The sequence below is a fragment of the Leclercia adecarboxylata genome (assembly GCF_006874705.1).
Classification (GTDB): Bacteria; Pseudomonadota; Gammaproteobacteria; order Enterobacterales; family Enterobacteriaceae; genus Enterobacter; species Enterobacter adecarboxylatus_C.
On sequence record NZ_CP035382.1, the window covers coordinates 1,212,567 to 1,237,013 of the forward strand.

21 protein-coding genes and 2 pseudogenes are annotated in these 24,447 nt (G+C 58.5%); 13 read left to right on the top strand and 10 right to left on the bottom strand.

What is annotated here, in order from left to right; all coding sequences use genetic code 11:
• Nucleotides 1-292: 292 nt before the first annotated feature.
• Nucleotides 293-1,813, bottom strand: a complete 1,521-nt coding sequence (locus ES815_RS06695; RefSeq protein ID WP_142487175.1) for a PAS domain-containing methyl-accepting chemotaxis protein — start codon at nt 1,811-1,813, stop codon at nt 293-295.
• A gap of 430 nt (nt 1,814-2,243) precedes the next feature.
• On the opposite strand from ES815_RS06695, the gene ygjG reads away from it, so the two are divergent.
• Nucleotides 2,244-3,623, top strand: coding sequence for a putrescine aminotransferase (gene ygjG, locus ES815_RS06700; RefSeq protein WP_185902392.1), 1,380 nt, complete (start codon nt 2,244-2,246; stop codon nt 3,621-3,623).
• Nucleotides 3,624-3,713: 90 nt separating this feature from the next.
• Here the strand turns inward: ygjG and ES815_RS06705 are convergent, their stop codons facing one another.
• Nucleotides 3,714-4,295: a helix-turn-helix domain-containing protein gene (locus ES815_RS06705; protein WP_409518833.1), complete on the bottom strand. Its 582-nt coding sequence runs from the start codon at nt 4,293-4,295 to the stop codon at nt 3,714-3,716.
• 63 nt (nt 4,296-4,358) lie between these two features.
• Between ES815_RS06705 and ES815_RS06710 the strand changes: the two genes are divergently transcribed.
• Nucleotides 4,359-5,048, top strand: coding sequence for a B3/4 domain-containing protein (locus tag ES815_RS06710; RefSeq protein ID WP_142487178.1), 690 nt, complete (start codon nt 4,359-4,361; stop codon nt 5,046-5,048).
• 92 nt (nt 5,049-5,140) lie between these two features.
• Here ES815_RS06710 and ES815_RS06715 read toward each other — a convergent pair.
• Nucleotides 5,141-5,308, bottom strand: a pseudogene (locus ES815_RS06715) (antibiotic biosynthesis monooxygenase); the annotation flags it as partial.
• A gap of 14 nt (nt 5,309-5,322) precedes the next feature.
• On the opposite strand from ES815_RS06715, the pseudogene ES815_RS23945 reads away from it, so the two are divergent.
• The 4 genes and pseudogenes from ES815_RS23945 to ES815_RS06735 form a co-directional block, all read left to right on the top strand.
• A pseudogene (locus ES815_RS23945) lies at nt 5,323-5,572 on the top strand (resolvase); the annotation flags it as partial.
• A 58-nt stretch (nt 5,573-5,630) separates the two neighbouring features.
• On the top strand, nt 5,631-6,152 hold the full coding sequence (locus tag ES815_RS06725) for a PAAR domain-containing protein (protein WP_142487179.1): 522 nt from the start codon (nt 5,631-5,633) through the stop codon (nt 6,150-6,152).
• Nucleotides 6,153-6,154: 2 nt separating this feature from the next.
• A complete protein-coding gene (locus tag ES815_RS06730; protein ID WP_142487180.1) occupies nt 6,155-7,333 on the top strand; it encodes a hypothetical protein in 1,179 nt (392 codons plus the stop codon).
• Nucleotides 7,334-7,335: 2 nt separating this feature from the next.
• Nucleotides 7,336-7,731 carry a hypothetical protein gene (locus ES815_RS06735; RefSeq protein WP_142487181.1) on the top strand — a complete coding sequence of 132 codons (396 nt, stop codon included), beginning with the start codon at nt 7,336-7,338 and terminating at the stop codon, nt 7,729-7,731.
• A 184-nt stretch (nt 7,732-7,915) separates the two neighbouring features.
• Here ES815_RS06735 and lsrG read toward each other — a convergent pair whose 3' ends face one another.
• The 6 genes from lsrG to lsrA are packed head-to-tail and all read right to left on the bottom strand — an operon-like array spanning nt 7,916 to nt 13,602.
• Nucleotides 7,916-8,209, bottom strand: coding sequence for a (4S)-4-hydroxy-5-phosphonooxypentane-2,3-dione isomerase (gene lsrG / locus ES815_RS06740; RefSeq protein ID WP_142487182.1), 294 nt, complete (start codon nt 8,207-8,209; stop codon nt 7,916-7,918).
• On the bottom strand, nt 8,206-9,093 hold the full coding sequence (gene lsrF, locus ES815_RS06745) for a 3-hydroxy-5-phosphonooxypentane-2,4-dione thiolase (RefSeq protein ID WP_142487183.1): 888 nt from the start codon (nt 9,091-9,093) through the stop codon (nt 8,206-8,208). Before lsrF ends, lsrG begins: the two co-directional genes overlap by 4 nt.
• Nucleotides 9,094-9,104: 11 nt before the next feature.
• Nucleotides 9,105-10,106, bottom strand: a complete 1,002-nt coding sequence (gene lsrB, locus ES815_RS06750) for an autoinducer 2 ABC transporter substrate-binding protein LsrB (RefSeq protein WP_142487184.1) — start codon at nt 10,104-10,106, stop codon at nt 9,105-9,107.
• On the bottom strand, nt 10,106-11,086 hold the full coding sequence (gene lsrD / locus ES815_RS06755) for an autoinducer 2 ABC transporter permease LsrD (RefSeq protein ID WP_142487185.1): 981 nt from the start codon (nt 11,084-11,086) through the stop codon (nt 10,106-10,108). The genes lsrB and lsrD overlap by 1 nt, the downstream gene beginning before the upstream one ends.
• Nucleotides 11,087-12,118 (bottom strand): autoinducer 2 ABC transporter permease LsrC, encoded by a 1,032-nt coding sequence (gene lsrC / locus ES815_RS06760; RefSeq protein WP_142487186.1) that lies wholly within the window; start codon nt 12,116-12,118, stop codon nt 11,087-11,089.
• Complete coding sequence (lsrA, locus tag ES815_RS06765; RefSeq protein WP_142487187.1) at nt 12,115-13,602, bottom strand: autoinducer 2 ABC transporter ATP-binding protein LsrA; 1,488 nt, start codon at nt 13,600-13,602, stop codon at nt 12,115-12,117. Before lsrA ends, lsrC begins: the two co-directional genes overlap by 4 nt.
• A 214-nt stretch (nt 13,603-13,816) precedes the next feature.
• On the opposite strand from lsrA, the gene lsrR reads away from it, so the two are divergent.
• The 3 genes from lsrR (at nt 13,817) to ES815_RS06780 (ending at nt 18,602) form a co-directional block, all read left to right on the top strand.
• A complete protein-coding gene (gene lsrR, locus ES815_RS06770) occupies nt 13,817-14,788 on the top strand; it encodes a transcriptional regulator LsrR (RefSeq protein ID WP_142487188.1) in 972 nt (323 codons plus the stop codon).
• A 32-nt stretch (nt 14,789-14,820) separates the two neighbouring features.
• Nucleotides 14,821-16,398: an autoinducer-2 kinase gene (gene lsrK / locus ES815_RS06775; protein ID WP_142487189.1), complete on the top strand. Its 1,578-nt coding sequence runs from the start codon at nt 14,821-14,823 to the stop codon at nt 16,396-16,398.
• A 182-nt stretch (nt 16,399-16,580) separates the two neighbouring features.
• Nucleotides 16,581-18,602: an NADPH-dependent 2,4-dienoyl-CoA reductase gene (locus ES815_RS06780; protein WP_142487190.1), complete on the top strand. Its 2,022-nt coding sequence runs from the start codon at nt 16,581-16,583 to the stop codon at nt 18,600-18,602.
• A gap of 130 nt (nt 18,603-18,732) precedes the next feature.
• On the opposite strand, the gene rlmG is transcribed toward ES815_RS06780, so the two are convergent.
• Nucleotides 18,733-19,869: a 23S rRNA (guanine(1835)-N(2))-methyltransferase RlmG gene (rlmG, locus tag ES815_RS06785; protein WP_142487191.1), complete on the bottom strand. Its 1,137-nt coding sequence runs from the start codon at nt 19,867-19,869 to the stop codon at nt 18,733-18,735.
• Nucleotides 19,870-19,954: 85 nt separating this feature from the next.
• Between rlmG and ES815_RS06790 the strand changes: the two genes are divergently transcribed.
• The 4 genes from ES815_RS06790 to sstT all read left to right on the top strand — a co-directional run bounded on the left by ES815_RS06790 (nt 19,955) and on the right by sstT (nt 24,423).
• The gene (locus tag ES815_RS06790) at nt 19,955-20,458 is read left to right on the top strand and encodes a YgjP-like metallopeptidase domain-containing protein (protein WP_142487192.1); all 504 of its coding nucleotides are present in this window, start codon (nt 19,955-19,957) and stop codon (nt 20,456-20,458) included.
• Nucleotides 20,459-20,528: 70 nt separating this feature from the next.
• On the top strand, nt 20,529-21,527 hold the full coding sequence (locus tag ES815_RS06795; RefSeq protein WP_142487193.1) for a Gfo/Idh/MocA family protein: 999 nt from the start codon (nt 20,529-20,531) through the stop codon (nt 21,525-21,527).
• 424 nt (nt 21,528-21,951) lie between these two features.
• A complete protein-coding gene (locus tag ES815_RS06800; RefSeq protein WP_142487194.1) occupies nt 21,952-22,920 on the top strand; it encodes a TerC family protein in 969 nt (322 codons plus the stop codon).
• A gap of 261 nt (nt 22,921-23,181) precedes the next feature.
• The gene (gene sstT, locus ES815_RS06805; protein WP_142487195.1) at nt 23,182-24,423 is read left to right on the top strand and encodes a serine/threonine transporter SstT; all 1,242 of its coding nucleotides are present in this window, start codon (nt 23,182-23,184) and stop codon (nt 24,421-24,423) included.
• The last annotated feature ends 24 nt before the right edge of the window (nt 24,424-24,447 follow it).

Here is a 24,447-nt window from a genome sequence, read left to right on the forward strand (position 1 = left end):
CGGTAACTTCATCGCTAACTTTATGACTTTGATCGCTTTTTTCTTCCATAATTCCGACAACAGATAGGCGTGAGCTATTAATTTAGCCGCATCGATCGTTACGTAACCACGGAAACGGGGATTTTTGACAGAGCATCGGGGAAAACTGACTTAGGCAGGAATAATTAACTGAGGCGTTTTTTTTAGTTATTTAATATTACATTAACAGTAACCGATAAAAATAATCACAACTCACAAATAACAAAGCCGTTCACTCCGTCAGGAGCAAACGGCTTTCTGGAACGTTACTGACTCAATGGAGCACGGTGACGGCATCTTCCAGACGTTTCGCGCGGTGCTTCACCATTGCGGAAACCTGCGCGCTCGTTTCCACCAGCGCGGCGTTTTTCTGGGTAATGGAATCCAGTTCGGCTACCGCGCGGGTCAGCTCCGACAGCCCGGAGGCCTGCTCCGAGGTCGACTGGCTGATCTCCGCGATCAGCCGGGTGACGTTCTGCACCTTCTCCACGATATCGTCCATCGTGCGTCCGGCGGCATGCACCTGCTCGGAACCCGACATTACTTTGCTGGCGCTGGCGTCGATCAGCTTGCGGATATCGTTGGCGGCACTGGCGCTGCGGCTGGCCAGATGGCGCACTTCCCCGGCCACCACCGCAAAGCCTTTCCCCTGCTCGCCCGCCCGGGCCGCTTCTACCGCCGCGTTCAGCGCCAGGATGTTGGTCTGGAAGGCAATGTCGTTAATCAGCTTGGTGATCGAGCCGATACGCTGGGTGCTGTCGGCAATCTCGTCCATGGTGTTGACCACGGTTTGCATCGCGTGCCCGCCTTCGGTGGCGGCGTCGCTGGCGGCGATGGAGAGCTTATCGGCATCCACCGCGGTTCGGGTGTTGTTCTGCACCGTCATCGCCAGCTGGTTCATCGTCTCCACGGTCTGTTTCACGTTTGACACCGTCTGGTGGGTGCGATCGTTGAGGTCATCATTCCCCTTCGCCAGCTGGTCGCTGCCGTCACGCACGTTCACTACCTGGCTGGAGACGTCATTGATTAGCCAGCGGCACATCAGGCCGAGTTGCCCCACCGCACGCAGGGTCAGCCCCAGCTCGTCGCTGCGGTTAAGATGCTCCACGCTGTTGCGCTCGCCGGTTGCCACCTTCAGCGCCTGACGCGCCACGTTCTCGACCGGACGCACAATCTGCTGCTCAAACAGCATTGTTCCCAGCAGCATCACCAGCGCGCTGACCCCCATTGCCGCCCAGCTCGCACCGGTGGCGAACAGGGCTCCCGCCAGCACCAGCCACAGCAGGTTCATCACGCTGCGCACCCGCCAGCGCAGCGGCATCGCCGGCAGCTTGCCGATCCAGCCTTTCGCCACCACCAGCCCCTTATGCACCCGCTTATTACAGCGCCCTTCATTCAGTGCCTTATATAAAGGTTCGACGGCGGCAATCTCTTCCGGGGTCGCTTTCACGCGGATGGACATATACCCGGTGGTCTGGCCGTTGCGCACCATCGGCACGGCGTTAGCGCGCACCCAGTAGTGATCGCCATTTTTACGCAGGTTCTTCACGATACCGCTCCAGGGTTCCCCCTGTTGCAGGGTGTACCACATGTCGGCAAAGGCGGCTTTTGGCATGTCAGGATGGCGAACGAGGTTGTGCGGCTGACCCACCAGTTCGCCCAGCGAGTACCCGCTTACCTGGACGAAGGTGTCATTGGCCTGGGTAATGTAGCTATGCAGATCGGTGGTGGACATCAGGGTGGTGTCATCATTCAGCGGGTATTCACACTGTGTGACAAATCTTTGAGGCGACATAGGCATCCCTTGCAGGTTACTTGAATGTTATTTTTGTAGCGTAAAGATTTTTCGGCGTTAACGGTTTTATCTTTAGTTGTTAAACATGCCTGAGATCGCAAAACGCGACTAAACCGCATTTTTTGTGTGTTTTTCTAATGTATTGATATTAAATGATTTCGCTCTGAAACTACTCCCAAAGGGGGATCGCCCGATCCGCCTGTCCGAGACCCAACCGCACTAAAACAGGGCGAATGCACTGCAAACGCGCATTCTGACACCGGAAAATGCCGAAGCGTTGCCGTCTAAATTCCGTTTCGCATGATTAAATATTGTGTAACATTATTTTAACCTGGCGTTTATCCCGATTTTTGCCCCCTCACCGGAAGTGGCGCAAAGCCTGCAATACTTAATCCAGTATCATGTGATACGCCATTCCCGGGAGCACATCTTGAACAGGTTACCCTCCAGCGCGTCGGCCCTGGCCTGTACCGCGCACGCATTGAATCTCATTGAGAAGCGAACGCTTGATCATGAGGAGATGAAACAACTTAACCGCGAGGTGATTGATTACTTCAAAGAGCATGTAAATCCCGGGTTTTTGGAATACAGAAAATCTGTAACAGCAGGCGGGGATTACGGAGCCGTAGAGTGGCAGGCGGGGAGTCTGAATACGCTTGTCGACACCCAGGGACAGGAGTTTATAGATTGCCTGGGTGGATTTGGTATTTTCAACGTGGGGCACCGTAATCCAGTAGTGGTTTCCGCCGTACAAAATCAGCTTGCAAAACAACCCCTTCATAGCCAGGAACTGCTGGATCCCCTGCGGGCGATGCTGGCAAAAACGCTGGCGGCACTGACGCCAGGGAAACTGAAATACAGCTTCTTCTGTAACAGCGGCACGGAATCGGTCGAAGCGGCGATCAAACTCGCCAAGGCGTACCAGTCGCCGCGCGGGAAATTCACCTTTATTGCCACCAGCGGCGCTTTCCACGGCAAGTCGTTAGGTGCCCTCTCTGCCACGGCGAAATCCGCCTTCCGTAAGCCGTTTATGCCGCTGCTGCCGGGCTTCCGCCACGTGCCGTTCGGCGACATTAACGCCATGCGCTCCGCGCTGTCCGAATGCCGTAAAACCGGCGACGACGTGGCCGCGGTGATCCTCGAGCCTATCCAGGGCGAAGGCGGGGTGATCCTGCCGCCAGTGGGCTATCTGCCGGCGGTGCGTCAGCTGTGCGATGAGTTTGGCGCGCTGCTGATCCTCGACGAAGTGCAGACCGGGATGGGGCGTACCGGCAAGATGTTTGCCTGCGAGCACGAGAACGTGCAGCCGGACATTCTGTGCCTGGCCAAAGCGCTGGGCGGCGGCGTGATGCCGATCGGGGCCACGGTCGCCACCGAAGAGGTGTTCTCGGTGCTGTTCGACAATCCTTTCCTGCATACCACCACCTTTGGCGGTAATCCGCTGGCCTGTGCCGCGGCGCTGGCGACCATCAACGTGCTGCTGGAGCAGAACCTGCCCGCCCAGGCGGAGCAGAAAGGCGACATGCTGCTGGATGGCTTCCGCCAGCTGGGACGTGAATACCCGGACCTGGTGCAGGACGCGCGCGGCAAAGGGATGCTGATGGCGATTGAGTTTGTCGATAACGAAACCGGCTACAGCTTCGCGAGTGAGATGTTCCGCCAGCGGGTGCTGGTGGCGGGAACGCTCAACAACTCGAAAACCATTCGCATTGAACCGCCGCTGACGCTGACCGTTGAGCAGTGTGAGCAGGTGCTGAAAGCAGCCCGTAAGGCGCTGGCGGCGCTGCGGGTGAGCGTGGCTGAAGCGTAAAAAGCGCCGGGCGGCGCGATGCTTGCCCGGCCTACATGATTCTGCGGAATTTTGTAGGCCGGGCAAGCGTAGCGCCCCCGGCATCTCATGTTAACGGTGAAACTCCGCCACCGTCATGGTGAACCGCAGCACGCTCTTCCCTTCATTCGCATAGCTGTGCGCCGCTTCGGTTTTCGCTACCGCCGACGCGCCAGCGTTCACCTGCGTGATGCTCTGTTCAATCTTCAGCGTTAATACCCCCGCCTCGACATGAAGCAGTTCAAAGGTGCCTGCCGGATGACCGGGCGAGCTAAAATTCTCCCCGGGCTGCATCTCCCAGCGCCAGAGTTCAATCATATCCGGGCCAGCGGTGCCTGCCAGCAATCGGGCGCTGCCGCCCTTCTCGCCCTGCCAGAGCACCGGGATCGCCGCTTCCTCAATAATGTGCACCTGCGGCTCGCTGGCGACGTTAACGATATCGGCCACCGACACGCCCAGCGCCGCCGCCAGTTTGCAGAGGATCGCAATGCTGGGGTTGGCGGCCCCTTTTTCGATCTCCACCAGCATCCCCTTGCTGACGCCGGCGCGACGCGAGAGCTCATCCAGCGACAGCTTTTTCTCTTTCCGCCAGTTGCGGATACGGTTCGCGACCGCCAGGCTTACCTGGGCCACATCTGCGCCCTGCGCAGTCATTATATTGACTTTATCGGTCACTGGTCATTACCATGGTATAAAACAGTCGATACAGGATTATTTATGCCCCTCCTCACGCCGTCAATAGATCCGCGTCTTGCCGGGATCGCGCCGGGGTTCCGCGCGCTGAGCATCGTGGTCGAAGCCGCGCCCATTACTGCTCCCGGCGTAGCCTCTGCCGCGTTAGATCAGGCCTGCCAGCAAATGTTAAACGATGACTTTCCCTGGGCGCAGGCCCATCTCGCCGCCTGGGATGAGGTGTTTACAGCCTTTGGCGCCAAACCGAAACGCACTCCCTGCTCCGCCAGCGCCCTGCGCAAGCGGGTGCTGAAAGAGGGCACGCTGCCGCCGCTCGATCCTGTGGTGGATATCTACAATGCGATCAGCATCCGCTATGCCATTCCGGTAGGCGGTGAAAACCTTGCCGCCTACTCCGGGGCACCGCGCCTGACGCTGGCCGACGGCAGTGAGCCTTTTGACACCGTTAAAGAGGGTCAGCCGGGCGTGGAGCATCCCGATGCGGGCGAAGTTATCTGGCGCGACGACGTGGGAGTGACCTGCCGACGCTGGAACTGGCGGCAAGGATTCCGCACCCGGCTCGACAGCCAGGCGCAGACCATGTGGTTTATTCTCGAAAGCCTGCCCGCCATGCCGTTAGCGGCGCTGGAAGCGGCCGGGGATGAGCTGGTCAGCAACCTGCAGCGGCTGATGCCGGGGGCCACGGCGCGGGTCCAGCTGCTGGCGCTGGCCTGAAAAACGCCGGGCGGCGCTGCGCTTGCCCGGCCTACAAAACCACCCGCACCATCCCGTAGGCCCGGTAAGGCGCAGCCGCCACCGGGCATTTTTTACGCCGACATCAACCCGACAAAACAGCGTTTTTTACGCGGCTCCGACATCAGGTCTTCAAGCTTCTCCACGCACGCCAGATAGTGCGGGGTCTGCTTATGCGCCAGCACCGCCTCCTCATCCTTGTAAGCCTCGTAGATAAATAACCGGGTATTCACCCGCGGATTGTAGTGGTCGAGTAATACTGGCCGCAATGTCACATAAGGACTGGCTGAGCCGCCAGCGGCAAACAGGGAATCGAACGGGCTCATACACTGGGAAAATACCGGGGAAAACAGGCCGATCAGGAACGACACCAGAAAGTCCTGTACTACCGGCAGGTCAAGAAACTGAGTATCCGTGAAACGGCAGATGTGACAGGGTACAGCCCCTCCCGGATATGCCGCATTCAGGCACTACATCGGCAATCAGAAACGGGTAATTTTGGTTAAGTTGTGATTGTTGTATGATGCCAGTGAGGATAACCGCCTATATATTGAGGGATTAATGATGGCAAGAGCACTGGCCTGTCTTGGTGATAAAACGAGTAACGGAGAAATCATTTCAGCGACTGCGTCCTGGTTTGAAGGAAGTAAAGCAATAGCCCGGACCGGCGACAAGGCATCATGCCGCAAATGCAACGGGTATTTTGAAATCCTAGCCTCCGCACAGGACTGGGCAGAAGAAGGCAAAGCGTATGCTGCCACAGGTGACAGGGTGCTGTGCCGTTGCCCCGACCACTATGTTTACGGTTCAGCCACGCAGTCTACCAGCACAGGTACTGGCTCTCTGACCTCCCGCAATACCTGTCAGTCGCCTGTACCGGCGCAGCAGGCACAGGATTCCGGTGCCCGGAACTGTATTCGCTTTCAGTGTGCCGGTGACGATGGTCAGCTAATGGTAAGCTGTCGCTACACCCTGATGTTCCCGGACGGGCGTTCTGAAGCTGGCGTTACCAATGAACACGGGGTTACGGGATGGCATTATGCTGAATCCGCTGAAAATATTAACCTGCATATATTAATGGATTAATTATGGCTGTTTACCATCTCAGTACCCGTATTAACTCTAATGTCCCGGCTGATTCTTTGCTGTATGACCTGTGCATTTATCGCATGGACTCCAGCAGGAATAAATTCCCCCTGGTGGATGTGAAGCAACAGCCGTTTCTGGGCAATTATGAAACACAGAGTCACATGACCGGAAATATAAATGAGTCACTCTCGACAATTTATATTATGGAAATGAAACTTTATCGAAAAACCATGTTGCATACGCACTGTGTAACGCCTGTTCCGTTCACTAAAATGTACACGCTGGAAGAATTTGCATCAGGCAAAGCCTGGTCTCCGGTGAAGCGGGAGAACCCTTGCTATTTTGAATCAAAAGGGACAATGAAGCCTGAGAGTCAGGGTGGCGAAACAAAACAAATTAAAATCACCATCCCGGAACGACCATTTATTGCGAAAGAATACCCCATTGGTAATCCCAAAGACCCTTTTGATAAAAATTTAATAGAACGTCAAATAGATGAAAGATTTAACGGATTTGATTTTCCTAATCAAATAGCAGCTAGTGTATGTGGACCTGCTGCATTTTTTTACTGTCTGCAAAAGGATCGCCCTGATGTGTATGCGCAAGCTTCCCGTGAACTTTGGCGGTACGGGAAAACTAAAATAGGTGACTTAATCATCTCACCTGGTGAAGGCTGTCGCCACCCAACAGGTACATTTTACTTTGATGACGGCAGGCCAAAGATAGCCGGTACTGACTGGATGACGCTGGCCGGGCTAAGGGATTCAGAGAATACTGTGCTGAGCTTTGATGCTCTTGATTCTCCAGTGGCGGGGATCACAATGTGGCAAACACTGACGGAGTGGTTTGAAAAGGCCGGTTATGAAATAGTTTTTAGTAATGTAGGAATCACTCAGGCAGGTGTCCAGGGAATCAGAGATCTAAATAAGTATGTAGAGCAAGGTTATAAAGTCGTGACATTAATAAATGATGGCTTGCTTGAAGGTAGTACAAATCCCACAACGTTACCTACGCACTGGGTTGTATGGGATGGTTCTGTAACGCAAGGTGATAATGGATATGTTAGTTTGAATTTATTTTCTTGGGGAAAAACAAGAAACTGGATAAAGCCTAAAAGAGATCTGCAATTTTTCATTAACAGGTTTTTTGGAGGAATGGTTTTTAAACCATTGAAATGAAAATGAGAAAAACATTTTTTATTGTATCTTTGTTTTTATTATCCGCCTGTTCGTTACAGGCAGAATTTACTCCAGAAGGAGAAACTCTTCATGACGCAACTGTTGGGGTACCCTATTATAACCAAATAAATATATTTGGTGGAGTAGTTCTTTCTTATGATATTTATGGTAAGCAAGTCATTGCAGGAGATATTTATCCAGATAATTTAGGTCTCCACCTACAGTATTGTGATGCTAATGAATTCAATAATTGCATTCAGATTAGGGGGACACCAACAAAAGCAGGTATAGCTAAAGTACGAATACATGGCGGCTTAGGTGGCGGAATGCTTTCAAAAACAGGAGATTTCGACAAAACCTATACTATCACGATCAAAGATTCAGAAGGATCTTCTTAAGATCGTTTTAGAGAAGATCTCAGCATCGCTCATCAAGATACGAGAATCCGCTCAGAGAGCGGTTTTCTCACACCTGAGTGGTTAAAAAAAACCTTAACGTACAATAATCTTTAATATCCAAACTGACCCCGAATTGTGCGGACTGGTGCCCGGTGGCGCCACCGGGTATCAGTCCGCACAATTGCTACGCCGGCATTAAGCCGACAAAACAGCGTTTTTTACGCGGCTCCGACATCAGGTCTTCAAGCTTCTCCACGCACGCCAGATAGTGCGGGGTCTGCTTATGCGCCAGCACCGCCTCCTCATCCTTGTAAGCCTCGTAGATAAAGAACCGGGTTTTCACCCGCGGATCCTGCAGCACGTCGAACCGCAGGTTGCCCGGCTCCTGGATCGCCCCTTCATGGTTGGCGCGAAACACCGCCAGAAACTCGTCCACCCGGTCCGGCTTAATGTTGATCTCCACTAAAGTCACGTTCATTGTGATTCTCCCTGTTTTTCCTCCTGCCAGAACTGGTACGCCTCGCGGGCGCTCATCTTCTCGTGCACCACCTTCTTCACCGCCTTCAGCATCGCCAGCGGCGCGCTGGACTGGAAGATATTGCGCCCCATATCGACACCCGACGCGCCCTGGTCGATGGCGCGGAAGCACATCTCCAGCGCCTCGTGCTCCGGCAGCTTTTTGCCCCCGGCGATAACAATGGGCACCGGGCAGCTGGCGGTCACTTTCTCGAACCCTTCTTCCACATAATAGGTTTTAACAAACTGCGCCCCCATCTCGGCGGCGATACGGCTGGCGAGCGAGAAGTAGCGCGCGTCCCGGGCCATCTCCTTACCGACCCCGGTCACCGCCAGAGTCGGCATACCGTAGCGATTGCCCGCATCCACCAGCTTGATGATGTTATTGATCGACTGGTGCTCATACTCACTGCCGATATAGACCTGCGCCGCCACCGCGCAGACGTTCAGCCGCAGGGCATCCTCCATCGCCACCGCCACGCACTCGTTGGAAAGTTCGCCCAGCATCGAGTTCCCCCCGGAGGCGCGCAGTACCACCGGTTTGTTGGTGGCGGGCGGCACCTGGCTCCTGAGAATGCCCCGGGTACACATCAGCACGTCGGTTTCGGCGAACAGCGGCGCAATGGAGAGATCGATACGCTCGAGCCCGGTGGTCGGCCCCTGAAAGTAGCCATGATCGAAGGCCAGCATCACCGTACGATTGCTGGCCGGGTTAAAGATACGCGCCAGCCGCGACTGCATTCCCCAGTCCAGCGCCCCGCAGCCCTTCAGGGTGAAGGGCACGTTCTGCTGCGGCCGGTCGATGCCAAAGTTCTTACCCTCTTTGATGTCGTCTAAATCAGCCATGTTCCCCCCTGTCAGAAGTCGTAGTTGTTGATGTTCTCTTTGGTGAACACCACCCGCTCCGGCAGCAGCACGATGCCATTGCCTTTCGCTTCATACTGATAGCCCTGGACGCTGTTCGGCTCGACCTTCAGGGCGCCGATATCTTTTACTTCCACGCTGTCGCCCACGTTAAGATCGCCTTTTTTCAGCAAACGATCGGCGACATTGACCGCAATTTTGCCCTGTTGCACCACATCCCACAGGCCGAAGGCTTTCACCGTGCCGCGCTCGACGTACGGACGCATCACGTTTGGCGTGCTGAAGCCGACAATCGCCACCCCTTCCCGCTTCAGGTTTTCCGCTGCCTGGGCCGCCGCTGGCAGGGCGTTGGCGTCCGGGGCGATGATCGCATCCAGATCCGGGTACGCTTTTAAGATCCCCTCGGCGGTCTGCAGGGATTTGGTGGCATCGTTATAGCCAAACTGGGTGGTGACGATCTGCCACTGGGGATGATCTTTGGCGATTTTGGCTTTCGCCTCTTTCACCCACTGGTTCTGGTCGGTAACGGTGGGGCTGGAGTAGAAGAAGGCCACTTTGGCGGCCGGTTTGGTGACCTGCTTCGAGGCCATGTCCACCAGCAGACCACCGAGCTGTTCCGGAGTGCCCTGGTTGATGTAGATGCTGCGGCACTCCGGCTTGGTGTCGGAATCCCAGGTCAGCACTTTCACCCCGCGCTGCATGGCGCGTTTCAGCGCCGGGCAGAGCCCATCCGGCGACACCGCCGAGACGATAATGGCGTTGTAGCCCTGGTTAACGAAGTTATTGATCAGCTGCACCTGCCCGGAGACGCTCGGCTCGGTCGGGCCATCATAGGTGACCTCCGTCCCCAGTTCTTTACCCGCCTCTTTTGCGCCGTTACCGCCGCTGGTAAAGAAGCCGACCCCCACCAGTTTCGGGATAAACGCGATGCGATCCGCCGCCTGCGCCGTCGCCACGCTTAACGCCACGGCCAGCACCATCAGTTTTATTTTCATCATACGCTCCGGGTATTTTTTGTGAGAAGAGACCGCACCCCTTCAAGGTGCAAGCTCAGCGAACGCCCCATCACCACCACAACCAGCAGCGCCCCTGACAGCGCGCTCGACACCTGGTTGGGGATGCCGACCATCTGTAACCCCTGCTGCAGATACCCCACCAGCAATGCCGCCAGCGCCGTACCCAGTACCGAACCTGAACCCCCATAAATATTCGCCCCGCCAAGCACCGCCGCGGTGAGCGCAGGCATCAGCAGGTCACGCCCCAGATCGGAGCGCGCCGAGCCGAAATAGGAGACCATCACCAGGGCGGCGATCGCCGAGGCCACGCCCACCAGGCCATAGAGCGCATAGGGCAACCCGTTCACCGACAGCGCCGCATACCGCGCCGCGCGCGGGTTTTGCCCAATCAGAAACAGGTGGCGGCCAAAACGCCCGCGGTGGACGATCAGCCAGAAGAAGAAGGTGATGAACGCGAAGAGCACCAGCGGGATCGGCAGCCCTATAACCGTCAGGTTGGCAAAGGCGGTGAAGCTCTCCGGGAAGCCGCCAATGCCTTCGTAGCCGGTGGCCCCGGCCATGCCGGAAAGCAGCAGCGCCCCGCCGCCGTACAGGTAGAGCGTGCCGAGGGTGATCACTAAAGGGCTGATGCCGGTGTAGTGGATCAGCGCCGCGTTGAACAGCCCGCACAGCAGCCCGAGCAGCAGGGTGAGCGGGATCGCCGCCGCCATCGGCACGCCGGACTGCATCATCACCCCCAGCGCGATGGCGCACAGGCCGATGGTCGAGCCGAGCGAAATGTCGATCCCGCCGCTGATGATCACTAACGTCAGCGGCAGCGCCACGATGCCGATACAGATAAAATCGCTGGTGCTGAACAGCAGCATGTTGATGTCGAGCATCCGCGGGTTGAGGGTGCCAAACAGCAGGATCTCCAGCACCAGTAACAGCAGCAGCGCCCACTCCCAGTTAAGCTTCATTTACGCCACCTCTTTGTTGCGTTTGCGAAACGGGGTGACGTGCTTCCCCCCTTTGTTGCCCGGCTGGAAGCGGCCGTACTTCAGCGCCCGCTGATGACGCGCCAGCGCCTGGCGCAGCCGCCCGTCGAGCACCAGCACCCCCAGCAGCACCAGGCCAGCGATAAAGTCGTTCCACCAGGCCGGGAGGCGGAACAGCACCAGCACGGTATCGATCTGGGTCAGGAAGAAGGCCCCCAGCAGCGCGCCGATTAAGGTCCCGGTGCCGCCGAGCAGGGAGATACCCCCCAGCACGCAGGCGGCAATGGCTTTCATCTCCAGCCCGCTGCCGGTCTGGTTCGGTACGAAGCCGATCTGTGCGGCAAAGACGATCCCGGCGCAGGCCGCCAGCACGCCGTTGAGGGTGAAGGCCGCCATCCGGGTGCGGTTGACCGCCACGCCAAGCTGGCGGGCGGCGGCAAGGTTATCCCCGACGGCGTAAAAATCGCGGCCAAAGGCGGTGCGCGACAGCGTCCATGCCCCGAGAGCGGCAATCACCAGCACCACGATACCCAGCGGAGAGACCCCGAGCGCCACCGGCTCCGACAGGGATTTCAGGCTCACCGGCAGGCCCTCAATCCATTTCCCACCGGTCCAGAGCAGCATCGCCCCGCGCCACAGCCCCAGCGTGCCGAGAGTGGCGACAATCGCCGGAATGCGCAGCCCCACCACCAGCAGGCCGTTGAAGGCGCCCGCCAGCGCCCCGATGGCCAGCGCAAACAGGATCGCCACCGGCAGGCCGTAACCGTTGTTCAGCGCCACTCCCACGGCGATGGCGCACAGCCCGACTATCGAGCCGACCGAGACGTCAATGTTGCGGGTCAGCATCACCAGCCCGGCACCGAGCGCCAGCAGGATCAGGATCTGTGAACTGGCAAAGATCATCCCCAGGGTCTGCAAACTGAGATAGGCCGGGTTGAGCGCCACCAGCACCACAAACAGGGCCAGGATCGCCAGTAGCGCAGTAAGTTCGCGGTTTTTCAGCAGTGTTTTCATGCCTGCCCTCCGAAGGCCAGAGCCATCATCCGATCCAGACTGACGGCGTGACGCGGCAGTTCTCCGCTGAGCACGCCCTGATGCATCACCAGCACGCGGTCCGCGAGGCCCGGAAACTCATCCATGTCGCTGGAGATCATCAGCACCGCCACGTTTTGCGCCGCCACGCTTTTGATGAGCTGATAGATATCGGCGCGGGCCGAGACGTCCACCCCGCGGGTCGGCTCATCGACGATCAGCAGCAGCGGATTGGCCTCCAGGCAGCGCGCCAGCAGTACCTTCTGCTGATTACCCCCCGACAGCGTGCGCACGGTCTGATCGGCACTATTGAGTTTGATCCCCAGCGCCCGGTGATAGCGCTCCACCACCGCCGACTCGCGCTTGCGCTGCTGCCAGAGGGAAGGCTCGTTAAGGGCAACGGTGTTCCAGCGTACCGGCGCATCGAGAAACAGGCCGGACGCCTGCCTGTCCTCCGGGAGATAGACGAGCCCTTTCTCCAGCCGGGTGCTGACCGGATCGTTGTCGATCTGCTGGTTTTCGAGCCAGATCCTGCCGCCACGCGGCGGGCGAAGGCCGTAGAGCGTCTCGGCAAACTCGGTGCGCCCGGAGCCCACTAATCCGGCCAGCCCGACGATCTCCCCGGCGTAGATCTCAAGACTCAGATCGATAAATCCTTCCCCGGTAAGGCTCTCTACCCGCAGCACCGGAAAATCCTGGGCCTGGGTGCGGCGATTGCCCGGCAGGGCCAGCCACAGCTTTTGCGTGTCGCTCAGGCCCTGGTCGCGGCTGACCGGGGTCATGGCAGCGATCAGCGCGTTGTCATCGAACTGCGCGGTTTCGCCGCTCAGGACGATCGCCCCGTCGCGCATCACCGAGACGTGGCTGGCGAGCTGGCGGATTTCGGGCAGCTTGTGGGAGATAAAGACGATGCCGACCCCCGTCGCCTGTAAGGCGCGGATCTGGCGGAACAGGCGTTCGGTTTCGCCGGGCGTCAGCGAGGCGGTGGGTTCATCGAGGATCAGGATCTTCGCCTCGCGCATCAGCCCGCGCAGGATCTCCACCATCTGCTGATCCGCCACCTCCAGGGTGCTGGCGGCGGCCTCTAAATTGAGCTGGCACTGAAGCTGCTCGAGCTTATCGGCAAGACGCCGGGCGGTGGCCTGCCCGCGCGGCAGACGGAAGAGGATGTTTTCCCGCACGCTGAGATTCGGAAACAGCATCGGCTCCTGCGGCACCAGATAGATGCCGAGCTGGTGCGCCTGGCCTGGCTTCAGGCGAGCAAAAGGCTGACCGGCGATAGAAAGTTCACCGCGGTCGGCAGTTTCGACCCCGGCGACAATCTTCATCAGGGTGGATTTCCCGGCGCCGTTGCCGCCCATCAGGGCATGCACCTGGCCCGCAAGCAGAGTGAAATCAATGTTTTTCAATACAGGAACGCCGGAAAACTGCTTCTGGATCCCGCGCGCCTCGATAAGTGCTGTCATTATCGCTCCGCTATTGAACAAATGATTTTTCAAATTAATAATGTTCAAAAGCGTAGACGGTGAACTATATTTACAACCGTGCAGGGATCACAGTTTTATGGATATGATCCCGATAATGCAGAAACATTCCGGAATATCCGTTTTGCCGTGTGGCTCACACATTCATCCTGCGGCAGGGCGAACATATGATCTAAATTTTGATAAGAGTTCAAATATGGCTGAGAAACGCGTTGCCGAAGAGGGACGATTTGCCGGACTGGCGCTGACGGAAGAGGAACTGGTGGCGCGCGTGGCGTGGTGCTACTACCACGACGGCCTGACGCAGAACGATATCGGCGAGCGGCTGGGATTACCGCGGCTCAAGATTTCGCGGCTGCTGGAAAAGGGTCGACAGTCCGGGGTGATCCGCGTGCAGATCAACTCCCGCTACGAAGGCTGTCTGGCGCTGGAGACCGAGCTTCAACAGCGTTTCGGCCTGCGGCTTACCCGCGTGCTGCCGGCCCTCAACACCCCGCCGATGAGCGTGCGCTTAGGGATTGGCGCCGCGCAGTCGCTCATGGGCGTGCTGGAACCCGGCCAGCTGCTGGCGGTGGGATTTGGTGAAACCACCATGAGCTGCATTCAGCACTTAAGCGGCTTTATCAGCTCCCAGCAGGTGCGGCTGGTGACCCTCTCCGGCGGCGTCGGGCCCTACATGACCGGCATCGGCCAGCTGGATGCCGCCTGTAGTATCAGCATGATCCCCGCCCCGCTGCGGGTGTCCTCGGCGGAAGTGGCCGGGATCTTAAAGCGGGAAACCAGCGTGCGGGACGTGATCCTCGCCGCCACCGCTGCCGATGTGGCGGTGGTGGGGATTGGTTCAGTGAACCAGCGCCGGGACGCCACCATACTGCGCTCCGGCTATATCAGCGAGGGCGAGCAGCTGATGTTTGCCCGTAAAGGCGCGGTGGGCGACATTCTGGGCTATTTCCTTAACGCCAACGGCGAGCGGGTAGAAGAGCTGGAGATCCACCGGGAATTACTTGGCGTCACCCTCGATGAACTGGCGCAGCTGCCGGTCATCGTCGGGGTCGCCGGAGGAGAAGAGAAAGCCGATGCGATTTATGCCGCACTGAACGGTCGCCGTATCAATGGCCTGGTGACGGAAGAGACGACAGCCCGCGCGGTGCTGGCTCTGGCCGGATAAGAGTCGCCCTGCGCCTGACACGAGGCAAGCTCATGAGTTACCTTTTAGCGTTAGATGCAGGGACAGGCAGCGTTCGCGCCGTTATTTTCGATTTGCAGGGCAACCAGATAGCTGTCGGCCAGGCGGAGTGGAAACACCTGAGCGTGGAGAACGTCCCCGGCTCGATGGAGTTCGACCTCGACACCAACTGGCGGCTGGCCTGCCAGTGTATCCACCAGGCGCTTGAGCGGGCGCACCTGAGCGCGGCGGATATTCAGTCCGTCGCCTGCTGCTCGATGCGGGAAGGGATCGTCCTCTACGACCGCAACGGCGACGCCATCTGGGCCTGTGCCAACGTCGATGCCCGCGCCAGCCGCGAAGTGGCCGAGCTGAAAGAGATCCACGACTTCCGCTTTGAATCCGAAGTGTATGACGTCTCCGGCCAGACCCTGGCCCTGAGCGCCATGCCGCGCCTGCTGTGGCTGGCGCACCATCGCCCGGACATCTACCGCAAAGCGGCCACCATCACCATGATCAGCGACTGGCTGGCGGCGAAGCTCTCCGGCGAACTGGCCGTCGACCCTTCTAACGCGGGCACCACCGGCATGTTGGATCTGTTCTCCCGCGACTGGCGACCGGCGCTGCTGGATATGGCCGGGCTGCGTGCCGACATTCTTTCTCCCGTTAAAGAGACCGGCACCCTGCTGGGCGCGATCAACAAAGAGGCTGCGCAGCAGAGCGGCCTGCGGGAAGGCACGCCGGTGGTGATGGGCGGCGGCGATGTGCAGCTGGGCTGTCTGGGGCTGGGGGTGGTGCGCGCCGGGCAGACCGCGGTGTTGGGCGGCACCTTCTGGCAGCAGGTGGTCAACCTGCCGCAGGTGCGAACCGATCCGCAGATGAACATCCGGGTGAACCCGCACGTGATCCCCGGCATGGCCCAGGCGGAGTCGATCAGCTTCTTCACCGGGCTGACCATGCGCTGGTTCCGCGACGCCTTCTGCGCCGAAGAGAAGCTGATTGCCGAGCGGATGGGGATGGACACTTACGCTCTGATGGAGGAGATGGCCAGCCGGGTGCCGGCAGGCTCCCACGGGGTGATGCCGATCTTCTCCGACGCCATGCATTTTAAGCAGTGGTACCACGCTGCGCCGTCTTTTATTAACCTCTCCATCGACCCGGAAAAGTGCAATAAGGCCACCCTGTTCCGCGCCCTGGAGGAGAATGCGGCCATTGTCTCCGCCTGCAATCTGGCGCAGATATCGCAGTTCTCCGGCGTAAATTTTGACGGCCTGGTGTTTGCCGGCGGCGGCGCGAAAGGGGCGCTGTGGAGCCAGATCTTAAGCGACGTTACCGGCCTGCCGGTGCGGGTGCCGGAGGTGAAAGAGGCGACCGCGCTGGGGTGCGCCATTGCCGCCGGCACCGGGGCCGGGCTGTATGCCGATATGGCCTCCACGGGCGAGAAGCTGGTGAAGTGGAGCCGGGAGTTTACGCCGAACCCGGCGCACCGGGAACTGTACGACGGCATGATGCAGAAATGGCAGGCGGTGTACGCCGACCAGCTGGGGCTGGTGGACAGCGGGCTGACCACGTCGATGTGGCAGGCACCGGGGCTGGTGCGCGCAGCACGCTAAACGCCGGGCGGCGCTACGCTTGCCCGGCCTACGGTTTGGTTGCCCCGGTCAGCGCAGCGCCACCGGGGGCTTTCTTTGAATCCCATCACAATCATTTAATCCCGCTTTTACCTTTCCCCCGCCGCTGGCTAAATTAGTAACTCATCCGACCACATAACAATAATTTTACAATGGAAGCGTTTATGAGCCACTACCCGTCGCTGTTCGCCCCCCTTGATCTGGGGTTCACCACGCTCAAAAACCGTGTGTTGATGGGCTCGATGCATACCGGTCTGGAAGAGCGGCCGGACGGCGCGGAGCGGCTGGCGGCCTTCTATGCCGAACGTGCCCGTCACGGGGTGGCGCTGATCGTCACCGGCGGCGTGGCCCCTGCGCTTTCTGGCGTCACGATGGAGGGCGGCGCGGTGCTGAACGATGTGGCACAGCTGCCGCACCACCGGATCGTTACCGATGCCGTCCACCAGGAGGGCGGCAAAATCGCCCTGCAAATTCTGCATACCGGACGCTACAGCTATCAGCCGAACCTGGTAGCCCCGTCGGCGATCCAGGCCCCAATCAACCGCTTCAAGCCGCATGCCCTCAGCCATGATGAAATTCTGATCCTGATTGATGACTTCGCCCGCTGCGCCGCCCTGGCCCGCGAGGCGGGTTACGACGGCGTGGAGGTGATGGGCTCCGAAGGCTATCTGATCAACGAATTCCTCGCCGCGCGTACCAACCAACGCGATGACGAATGGGGCGGGGACTATGCCCGGCGGATGCGCTTTGCGATCGAAGTGGTACGCGCGGTGCGGGAACGCGCCGGGAGCGACTTTATTATTATCTTCCGCCTGTCGATGCTCGACCTGGTGGAGGGCGGCGGCACCTTTGAGGAAACCGTCCAGCTGGCGCAGGCCATTGAAGCCGCAGGCGCAACCATCATCAACACCGGGATCGGCTGGCATGAGGCGCGGATCCCGACCATCGCCACCCCGGTGCCGCGCGCGGCGTTCAGCTGGGTGACGCGCAGGCTGAAAGGCAAAGTGTCGATCCCGCTGGTGACCACCAACCGCATTAACGATCCCCGGGTGGCGGAGGATGTGATCTCCAGAGGCGATGCCGATATGGTGTCGATGGCGCGGCCTTTCCTCGCCGATGCGGAGATCCTCTCCAAAGCGCAGAGCGGCCGTGCGGATGAGATCAATACCTGTATCGGCTGCAACCAGGCCTGTCTGGATCAGATCTTCGTCGGCAAGGTCACCTCTTGTCTCGTCAACCCGCGCGCCTGCCATGAAACGAAAATGCCGGTGGTGCCTGCGGTGAACAAAAAACGGCTGGCGGTGGTGGGTGCAGGTCCGGCGGGGCTGGCGTTTGCGGTGAATGCCGCGGCGCGCGGGCACAGCGTGACGCTGTTTGATGCCGCTGCTGAAATCGGCGGGCAGTTTAATATCGCCAAGCAGATCCCCGGCAAAGAGGAGTTTTACGAGACCCTGCGCTATTACGCGCGGATGATCGACCTCACCGGGATCGATCTGCGACTTAACCAGTGGGTAAGCGCGCAGGATCTGATCGACTTTGACGAAACGATCCTCGCCAGCGGGATCGCCCCGCGCACCCCCGCGATCGAGGGCATCGATCATCCGAAGGTGCTGAGCTATCTCGACGTGCTGCGCGATAAAAAACCGGTGGGCGATCGGGTGGCGATTATCGGCTGCGGCGGGATCGGCTTTGATACCGCCATGTACCTGAGCCAGGCAGGCGAGCCCACCAGCCAGAATATTGCGGAATTCTGCGAGGAGTGGGGTATCGATACCAGCCTGAATCAGGTGGGCGGCCTGCGTCCGGAGGGGCCGCAGCAGCCGAAAAGCGCGCGTCAGATCGTGATGCTCCAGCGTAAGGCCAGCAAACCGGGCGAAGGACTGGGGAAAACCACCGGCTGGATCCATCGCACCACCCTGCTCTCGCGCGGTGTGAAGATGATCCCGGGGGTCAGTTATCAGAAGATCGACGACGAAGGACTTCACGTACTGATCGGCGGTGAACCGCAGCTCTTGCGCGTCGATCATGTGATTTTGTGTGCCGGTCAGGAGCCGAAGCGCGATCTGGCGGATCCGCTGCGCGAAGCAGGTAAAACGGTGCATCTGATTGGCGGGTGCGACGTGGCGATGGAGCTGGATGCCCGGCGGGCGATTGCCCAGGGGACGAAATTAGCGCTGGAGATCTAACGGCATTGCCGGGCGGCGCTTCGCTTGCCCGGCCTACATTGTGTGTGGTCTGATGCCCGGTGGCGCTGCGCTTACCGGGCCTACAAAACCGTAGGCCGGTGCAAGCGCAGCGCCGCCCGGCATAACAATCTTAACGACGGCGACCCGTCTTAACCGCCTTCAACACCACGAACTTGTTGTTGGTGGCTACGGTGGTGCAGTTGCCGAAAATCTTCTTCAGCTTGTGGAAGTAATCCAGATGGCGGTTAGCCACGATATAGAGCTCACCGTTAATTTTCAGGCAGCGACGCGCGTGGTGGAACATCTCCCAGGCGACGTTATCCGTCAGGGCATGCTTCTGGTGGAATGGCGGGTTACACAGCACCGCGTTAAAGCGGAACGGCTCCACGCCCGACAGCGCGTTGTTGATCATAAACTCGCAGCGATCCAGCGCTTCCGGCATGTTGGTTTCCACGTTCAGACGGCTGGAGGCCACCGCCATCGGCGACTCGTCGCTGAAGACCACGCTGGCCTCCGGATTCTTCGCCAGCAGCGTCAGACCGATCACCCCATTACCGCAGCCGAGGTCAACGATCTCCCCCTCCAGGTTCTCCGGCAGATGTTCAATAAAGAAGCGCGCGCCGATATCCAGCCCGGTACGTGAAAAGACGTTGGCGTGGTTGTGGATAGTCCAGTCGGTGCCTTCCAGCTTCCAGCTCAGGGTTTCTGGCGCGTCGGCAAGTTGCGGAGCACTGAAAGTGCAGTTGATCAGGCGGGCTTTTTTCCACGCCAGCGTGGTGGTGGTTGGACCCAGCACTTTCTCGAACAGTTCGATGGTGGAGGTGTGGATATCACGCGCCTTGGCACCCGCAATAATGCGCGTCTCTGGCGTCACAACCTTACGCAGGGCACGCAGCTGCTGCTCCAGCAAAGCCATGGTTTTCGGGATCTTAATCAGCACCACGCCCGGCGCCTGCGGATACTCTGCGGTGCTGTCGAGGAACTTCACGCTGCCTTCATCGAGCTCGTTGTGGCGCAGGTTCTCGCGCGTCGCCAGCTCGCTCAGATAGGAATCACCGATGCTGTACGGTGTATGTTCGACCAGCGCACAACCCAATGCGCCGAAAGCATCATTCAGGATCAGAACCGGGCCGCTAATTTCTGTCTCATCCAACTGTTGCAGCAGATATTCATCCGCCGCTTCCCACGCCTGAAGCGGGTTAACGTCGTCCGTTTCCGGGAAACGTTTTAAGTCGAGTGAACGGAAACCGTTGTCTAAGTGGCTCATCGGCCCTCCTGAATGGTAAAATTTCGGCGTTATCCCTGAAAAGGGTGCGTGAGTATACCCGTTTTCAAATTATTTTGGGGCTTTGATGAACCAACTGACTTATCTCCAGGGCTACCCGGAGCATTTACTTTCTCAGGTTCGCAGCCTGATTGCCGAGCAGAAGCTGGGCGCGGTGCTGGAAAAACGCTACCCGGGGACCCACGATTTCGCCACCGATAAAGCCCTCTGGCAGTATACGCAGGATCTGAAAAACCGATATCTGAAGAGCGCCCCGCCGATCAATAAGGTGATGTACGACAACAAGATCCACGTGCTGAAGAACGCCCTGGGTCTGCACACCGCCATCTCCCGCGTGCAGGGCGGCAAGCTGAAGGCCAAAGCCGAGATCCGCGTGGCGACCGTGTTCCGCAACGCACCGGAAGCCTTTTTGCGCATGATTGTGGTGCATGAGCTGGCGCACCTGAAAGAGAAAGAGCACGACAAAGCGTTCTACTCCCTGTGCTGCCATATGGAACCGCAGTATCACCAGCTGGAGTTTGATACCCGTTTGTGGCTTACGCATTTATCGTTAAATAGTAATGCGGATTAGCGCACTCGTTTTGTCATTCTGACGTGCTACAGTGGCTAAAGGTTCCCAGCTACGGAGTTCGTGAACGTTTATGATACGTTTCGCAGTCATTGGGACGAACTGGATCACTCGCCAGTTCGTCGATGCCGCCCATGAGACCGGCAAATATAAGCTCACCGCAGTCTATTCCCGCAGCCTTGAACAGGCTCAGGCCTTTGCTAACGACTATCTCGTCGAGCATCTGTTTACCTCTCTGGAGGCGATGGCGCAAAGCGATGCCATTGACGCGGTCTATATTGCCAGCCCGAATTCACTGCATTTCCCGCAGACGACGCTGTTCCTCAGCCACAAAAAACATGTGATTTGCGAGAAGCCGCTGGCCTCCAATATAGAGGAAGTGGAAGCCGCCATTGCGCTTGCGCGGGAAAACCAGGTGGTGCTGTTCGAAGCGTTTAAAACCGCCAGCCTGCCGAATTTCCTGCTGCTACAGCAGTCCCTGTCGAAAGTGGGCCGCGTACGCAAAGCCTTTATTAACTATTGCCAGTACTCGTCGCGCTATCAGCGCTATCTCGACGGCGAGAACCCGAACACCTTTAATCCGGCGTTTTCCAACGGCTCGATTATGGACATCGGCTTCTACTGCCTGGCCTCGGCGGTGGCGCTGTGGGGCGAGCCGCACCGGGTGCAGGCAACCGCCAGCCTGCTGGAGAGCGGTGTTGATGCCCACGGTCTGGTGGTGCTGGACTACGGTGATTTCAGCGTCACGCTGCAGCACTCCAAGGTGAGCGACTCGGTGCTGCCGAGCGAGATTCAGGGCGAAAACGGCTCGCTGGTGGTCGAGAAGATCTCCGAGTGCCAGAAGCTGAGCTACGTGCCGCGCGGCGGCAAGGCGCAGGAGCTGACGCAGCCTCAACATATCAACACTATGCTGTATGAGGCAGAGGTGTTTGCGCGTCTGGTCGAAACCCAGGAAGTGAACCATCCGGGCCTGGCGGTGAGCCGTACCACGGCGAAGCTACAGACCGAGATCCGTCGTCAGACGGGGGTGGTGTTCCCGGCGGATGGCCTGAATGCAGAAGTTACCGCGTAAAGCTGTGTAATGAATTCGCGCAGGCCATTGACGAAATCAATGGCCTGACATATTTTGTTACCTGCAAAGGGGAGTAACTTCCTGGCCGGTGGATCGTCATTACGATGCGTTTAATCCCGCATCCGGTCGCCGGGCAACGAAAAAGGAATGCGATTAACGTATTCCTTTCTTGTTGTAAGTGAGACCTTGCCGGAAGGCGAGGTCTATGCATAAAAAACGCAACGGCTATCGTCTTCTGACCATAGCCGTTTTTGTTTTTTAGAGCCTACCCCAGAAGGCGTAATTGGCGCAGACAGTTTGAACACGGACAGCGCGCAGCAACCGGAACGTACACGTAGTACGTGAGGATTGCGAGCACTGCCCAGGTTCAAAATGGCAAGCAAAATAGCCTTGTGGGGTAGGCTCGTACAGGAAGGAAAATTTTATGAATACTGTCGGTACTCCGCTGATGTGGGGCGGATTCGCAGTCGTGGTCCTGATCATGCTGGCGATCGATCTCTTTTTACAGGGGCGTCGCGGCGCACATGGCATGACCATGAAACAGGCGGCCGCCTGGTCGCTGGTGTGGGTCACCCTCTCCCTGCTCTTCTGTGCCGCCTTCTGGTGGTATCTCTCTATCACTCAGGGCCGCGCGGTGGCCGATCCCCAGGCGCTGGCGTTCCTGACGGGCTATCTGATTGAAAAAGCCCTGGCAGTGGATAACGTCTTCGTCTGGCTGATGCTGTTCAGCTACTTTGCCGTACCGGCTGCCCTGCAGCGTCGGGTGCTGGTGTATGGCGTGCTGGGCGCGATCGTCCTGCGTACCATCATGATCTTCGCCGGCAGCTGGCTGATCTCGCAGTTCGAATGGCTGCTCTATATCTTCGGCGCGTTCCTGCTGTTTACCGGTGTGAAGATGGCGCTGGCGAAGGAAGACGAAACCGGTATTGGCGAGAAGCCGCTGGTGCGCTGGATCCGCGGCCACCTGCGCATGACCGACACCATCGAGAACGAGCACTTCTTCGTGCGCAAGAACGGGCTGCTGTTCGCTACCCCGCTGCTGCTGGTGCTGATCATGGTGGAGCTGAGCGACGTGATTTTCGCGGTCGACAGCATTCCGGCGATCTTCGCGGTGACCACTGACCCGTTCATCGTGCTGACGTCGAACCTCTTTGCCATCCTCGGCCTGCGTGCCATGTACTTCCTGCTGGCGGGCGTAGCGGAGCGCTTCACAATGCTGAAGTACGGCCTGTCGGTGATCCTGGTGTTTATCGGTATCAAGATGATGATTGTCGATTTCTACCACATCCCGATCGCCATCTCGCTGGGCGTGGTGTTTGGTATCCTGGTCCTGACCCTGCTTATCAACGCCTGGGTGAACCACCAGAACGATAAGAAGCGGCAGATCCAGTAAGGGTTTGTGCGGTTTGATGCCCGGCGGCGCGACGCTTGCCGGGCCTACGGTTTGTAGACCGGGTAAGCGCAGCGCCACCCGACAAAAATGTAAATATACAGTTAAAAAATATGACGCAGCACGTAAAACCCAGCATTTTACGCTTCCCTCGCATTGCGCTTTCAATATACTCAATCTTGCAAACCACACACCTCTAACCGGGATGATAAGTGCCTGAGAGCACCTCCGGGACGGAACGCAATTTCACTGAAGGAATTTTCCATGACCACACAATCTACTGGCCTGCTCGCGCGTCTGACGCAGGGCAGCCTCGTCAAACAAATACTGATAGGCCTGGTGCTGGGTATTTTACTGGCACTGGTTTCTAAACCGGCCGCTATTGCCACCGGCCTGCTCGGCACCCTGTTCGTTGGCGCGTTAAAAGCCGTCGCACCGGTGCTGGTGCTGATGCTGGTGATGGCCTCCATTGCCAACCACCAGCACGGCCAGAAAACCAACATTCGTCCGATTCTGTTCCTCTATCTGCTGGGTACTTTCTCTGCTGCCCTGACGGCGGTGGTGTTTAGCTTCCTGTTCCCGTCCACGCTGCAACTTACCACTGCCGCGGGAGATATCACCCCGCCATCCGGCATTGTCGAGGTGCTTCGCGGCCTGCTGATGAGCATGGTCTCTAACCCGATTGATGCTCTGCTGAATGCCAACTATATCGGCATTCTGGTGTGGGCCGTCGGGCTGGGCTTTGCCCTGCGCCACGGTAACGACACCACCAAAAACCTGGTTAACGACATGTCCAACGCGGTGACCTTTATGGTGAAAGTGGTGATCCGCTTTGCGCCGATCGGTATCTTCGGCCTGGTCTCCTCCACCCTGGCCACCACCGGGTTTGAAACCCTGTGGGGCTACGCCCAGCTGTTGTTCGTGCTGGTTGGTTGCATGCTGCTGGTGGCGCTGGTGATCAACCCGCTGCTGGTGTTCTGGCAGATCCGCCGTAACCCATATCCGCTGGTGCTGACGTGCCTGCGTGAAAGCGGCGTCTACGCCTTCTTTACGCGCAGCTCTGCGGCAAACATTCCGGTGAACATGGCCCTGGCCGAGAAGCTGAACCTGGATCGTGACACCTACTCCGTCTCCATCCCGCTGGGTGCGACCGTCAATATGGCGGGTGCGGCGATCACCATCACCGTGCTGACCTTAGCGGCTGTACATACCCTGGGCGTTCCGGTGGATCTGCCAACCGCGCTGCTGTTGAGCGTCGTGGCATCGCTGTGCGCCTGCGGCGCATCGGGTGTGGCGGGCGGTTCGCTGCTGCTGATCCCGCTGGCCTGTAATATGTTCGGTATCCCGAATGAAGTGGCCATGCAGGTCGTAGCGGTCGGCTTTATCATTGGCGTGCTGCAGGACTCCTGCGAAACGGCGCTGAACTCCTCGACTGACGTGCTGTTTACCGCCGCGGCCTGTCAGGCTGAAGACGCGCGTCTGGCGAAAAACGCGCTGCGCAGCTAATAAAAAAGGTCCGGTCAGTGACCG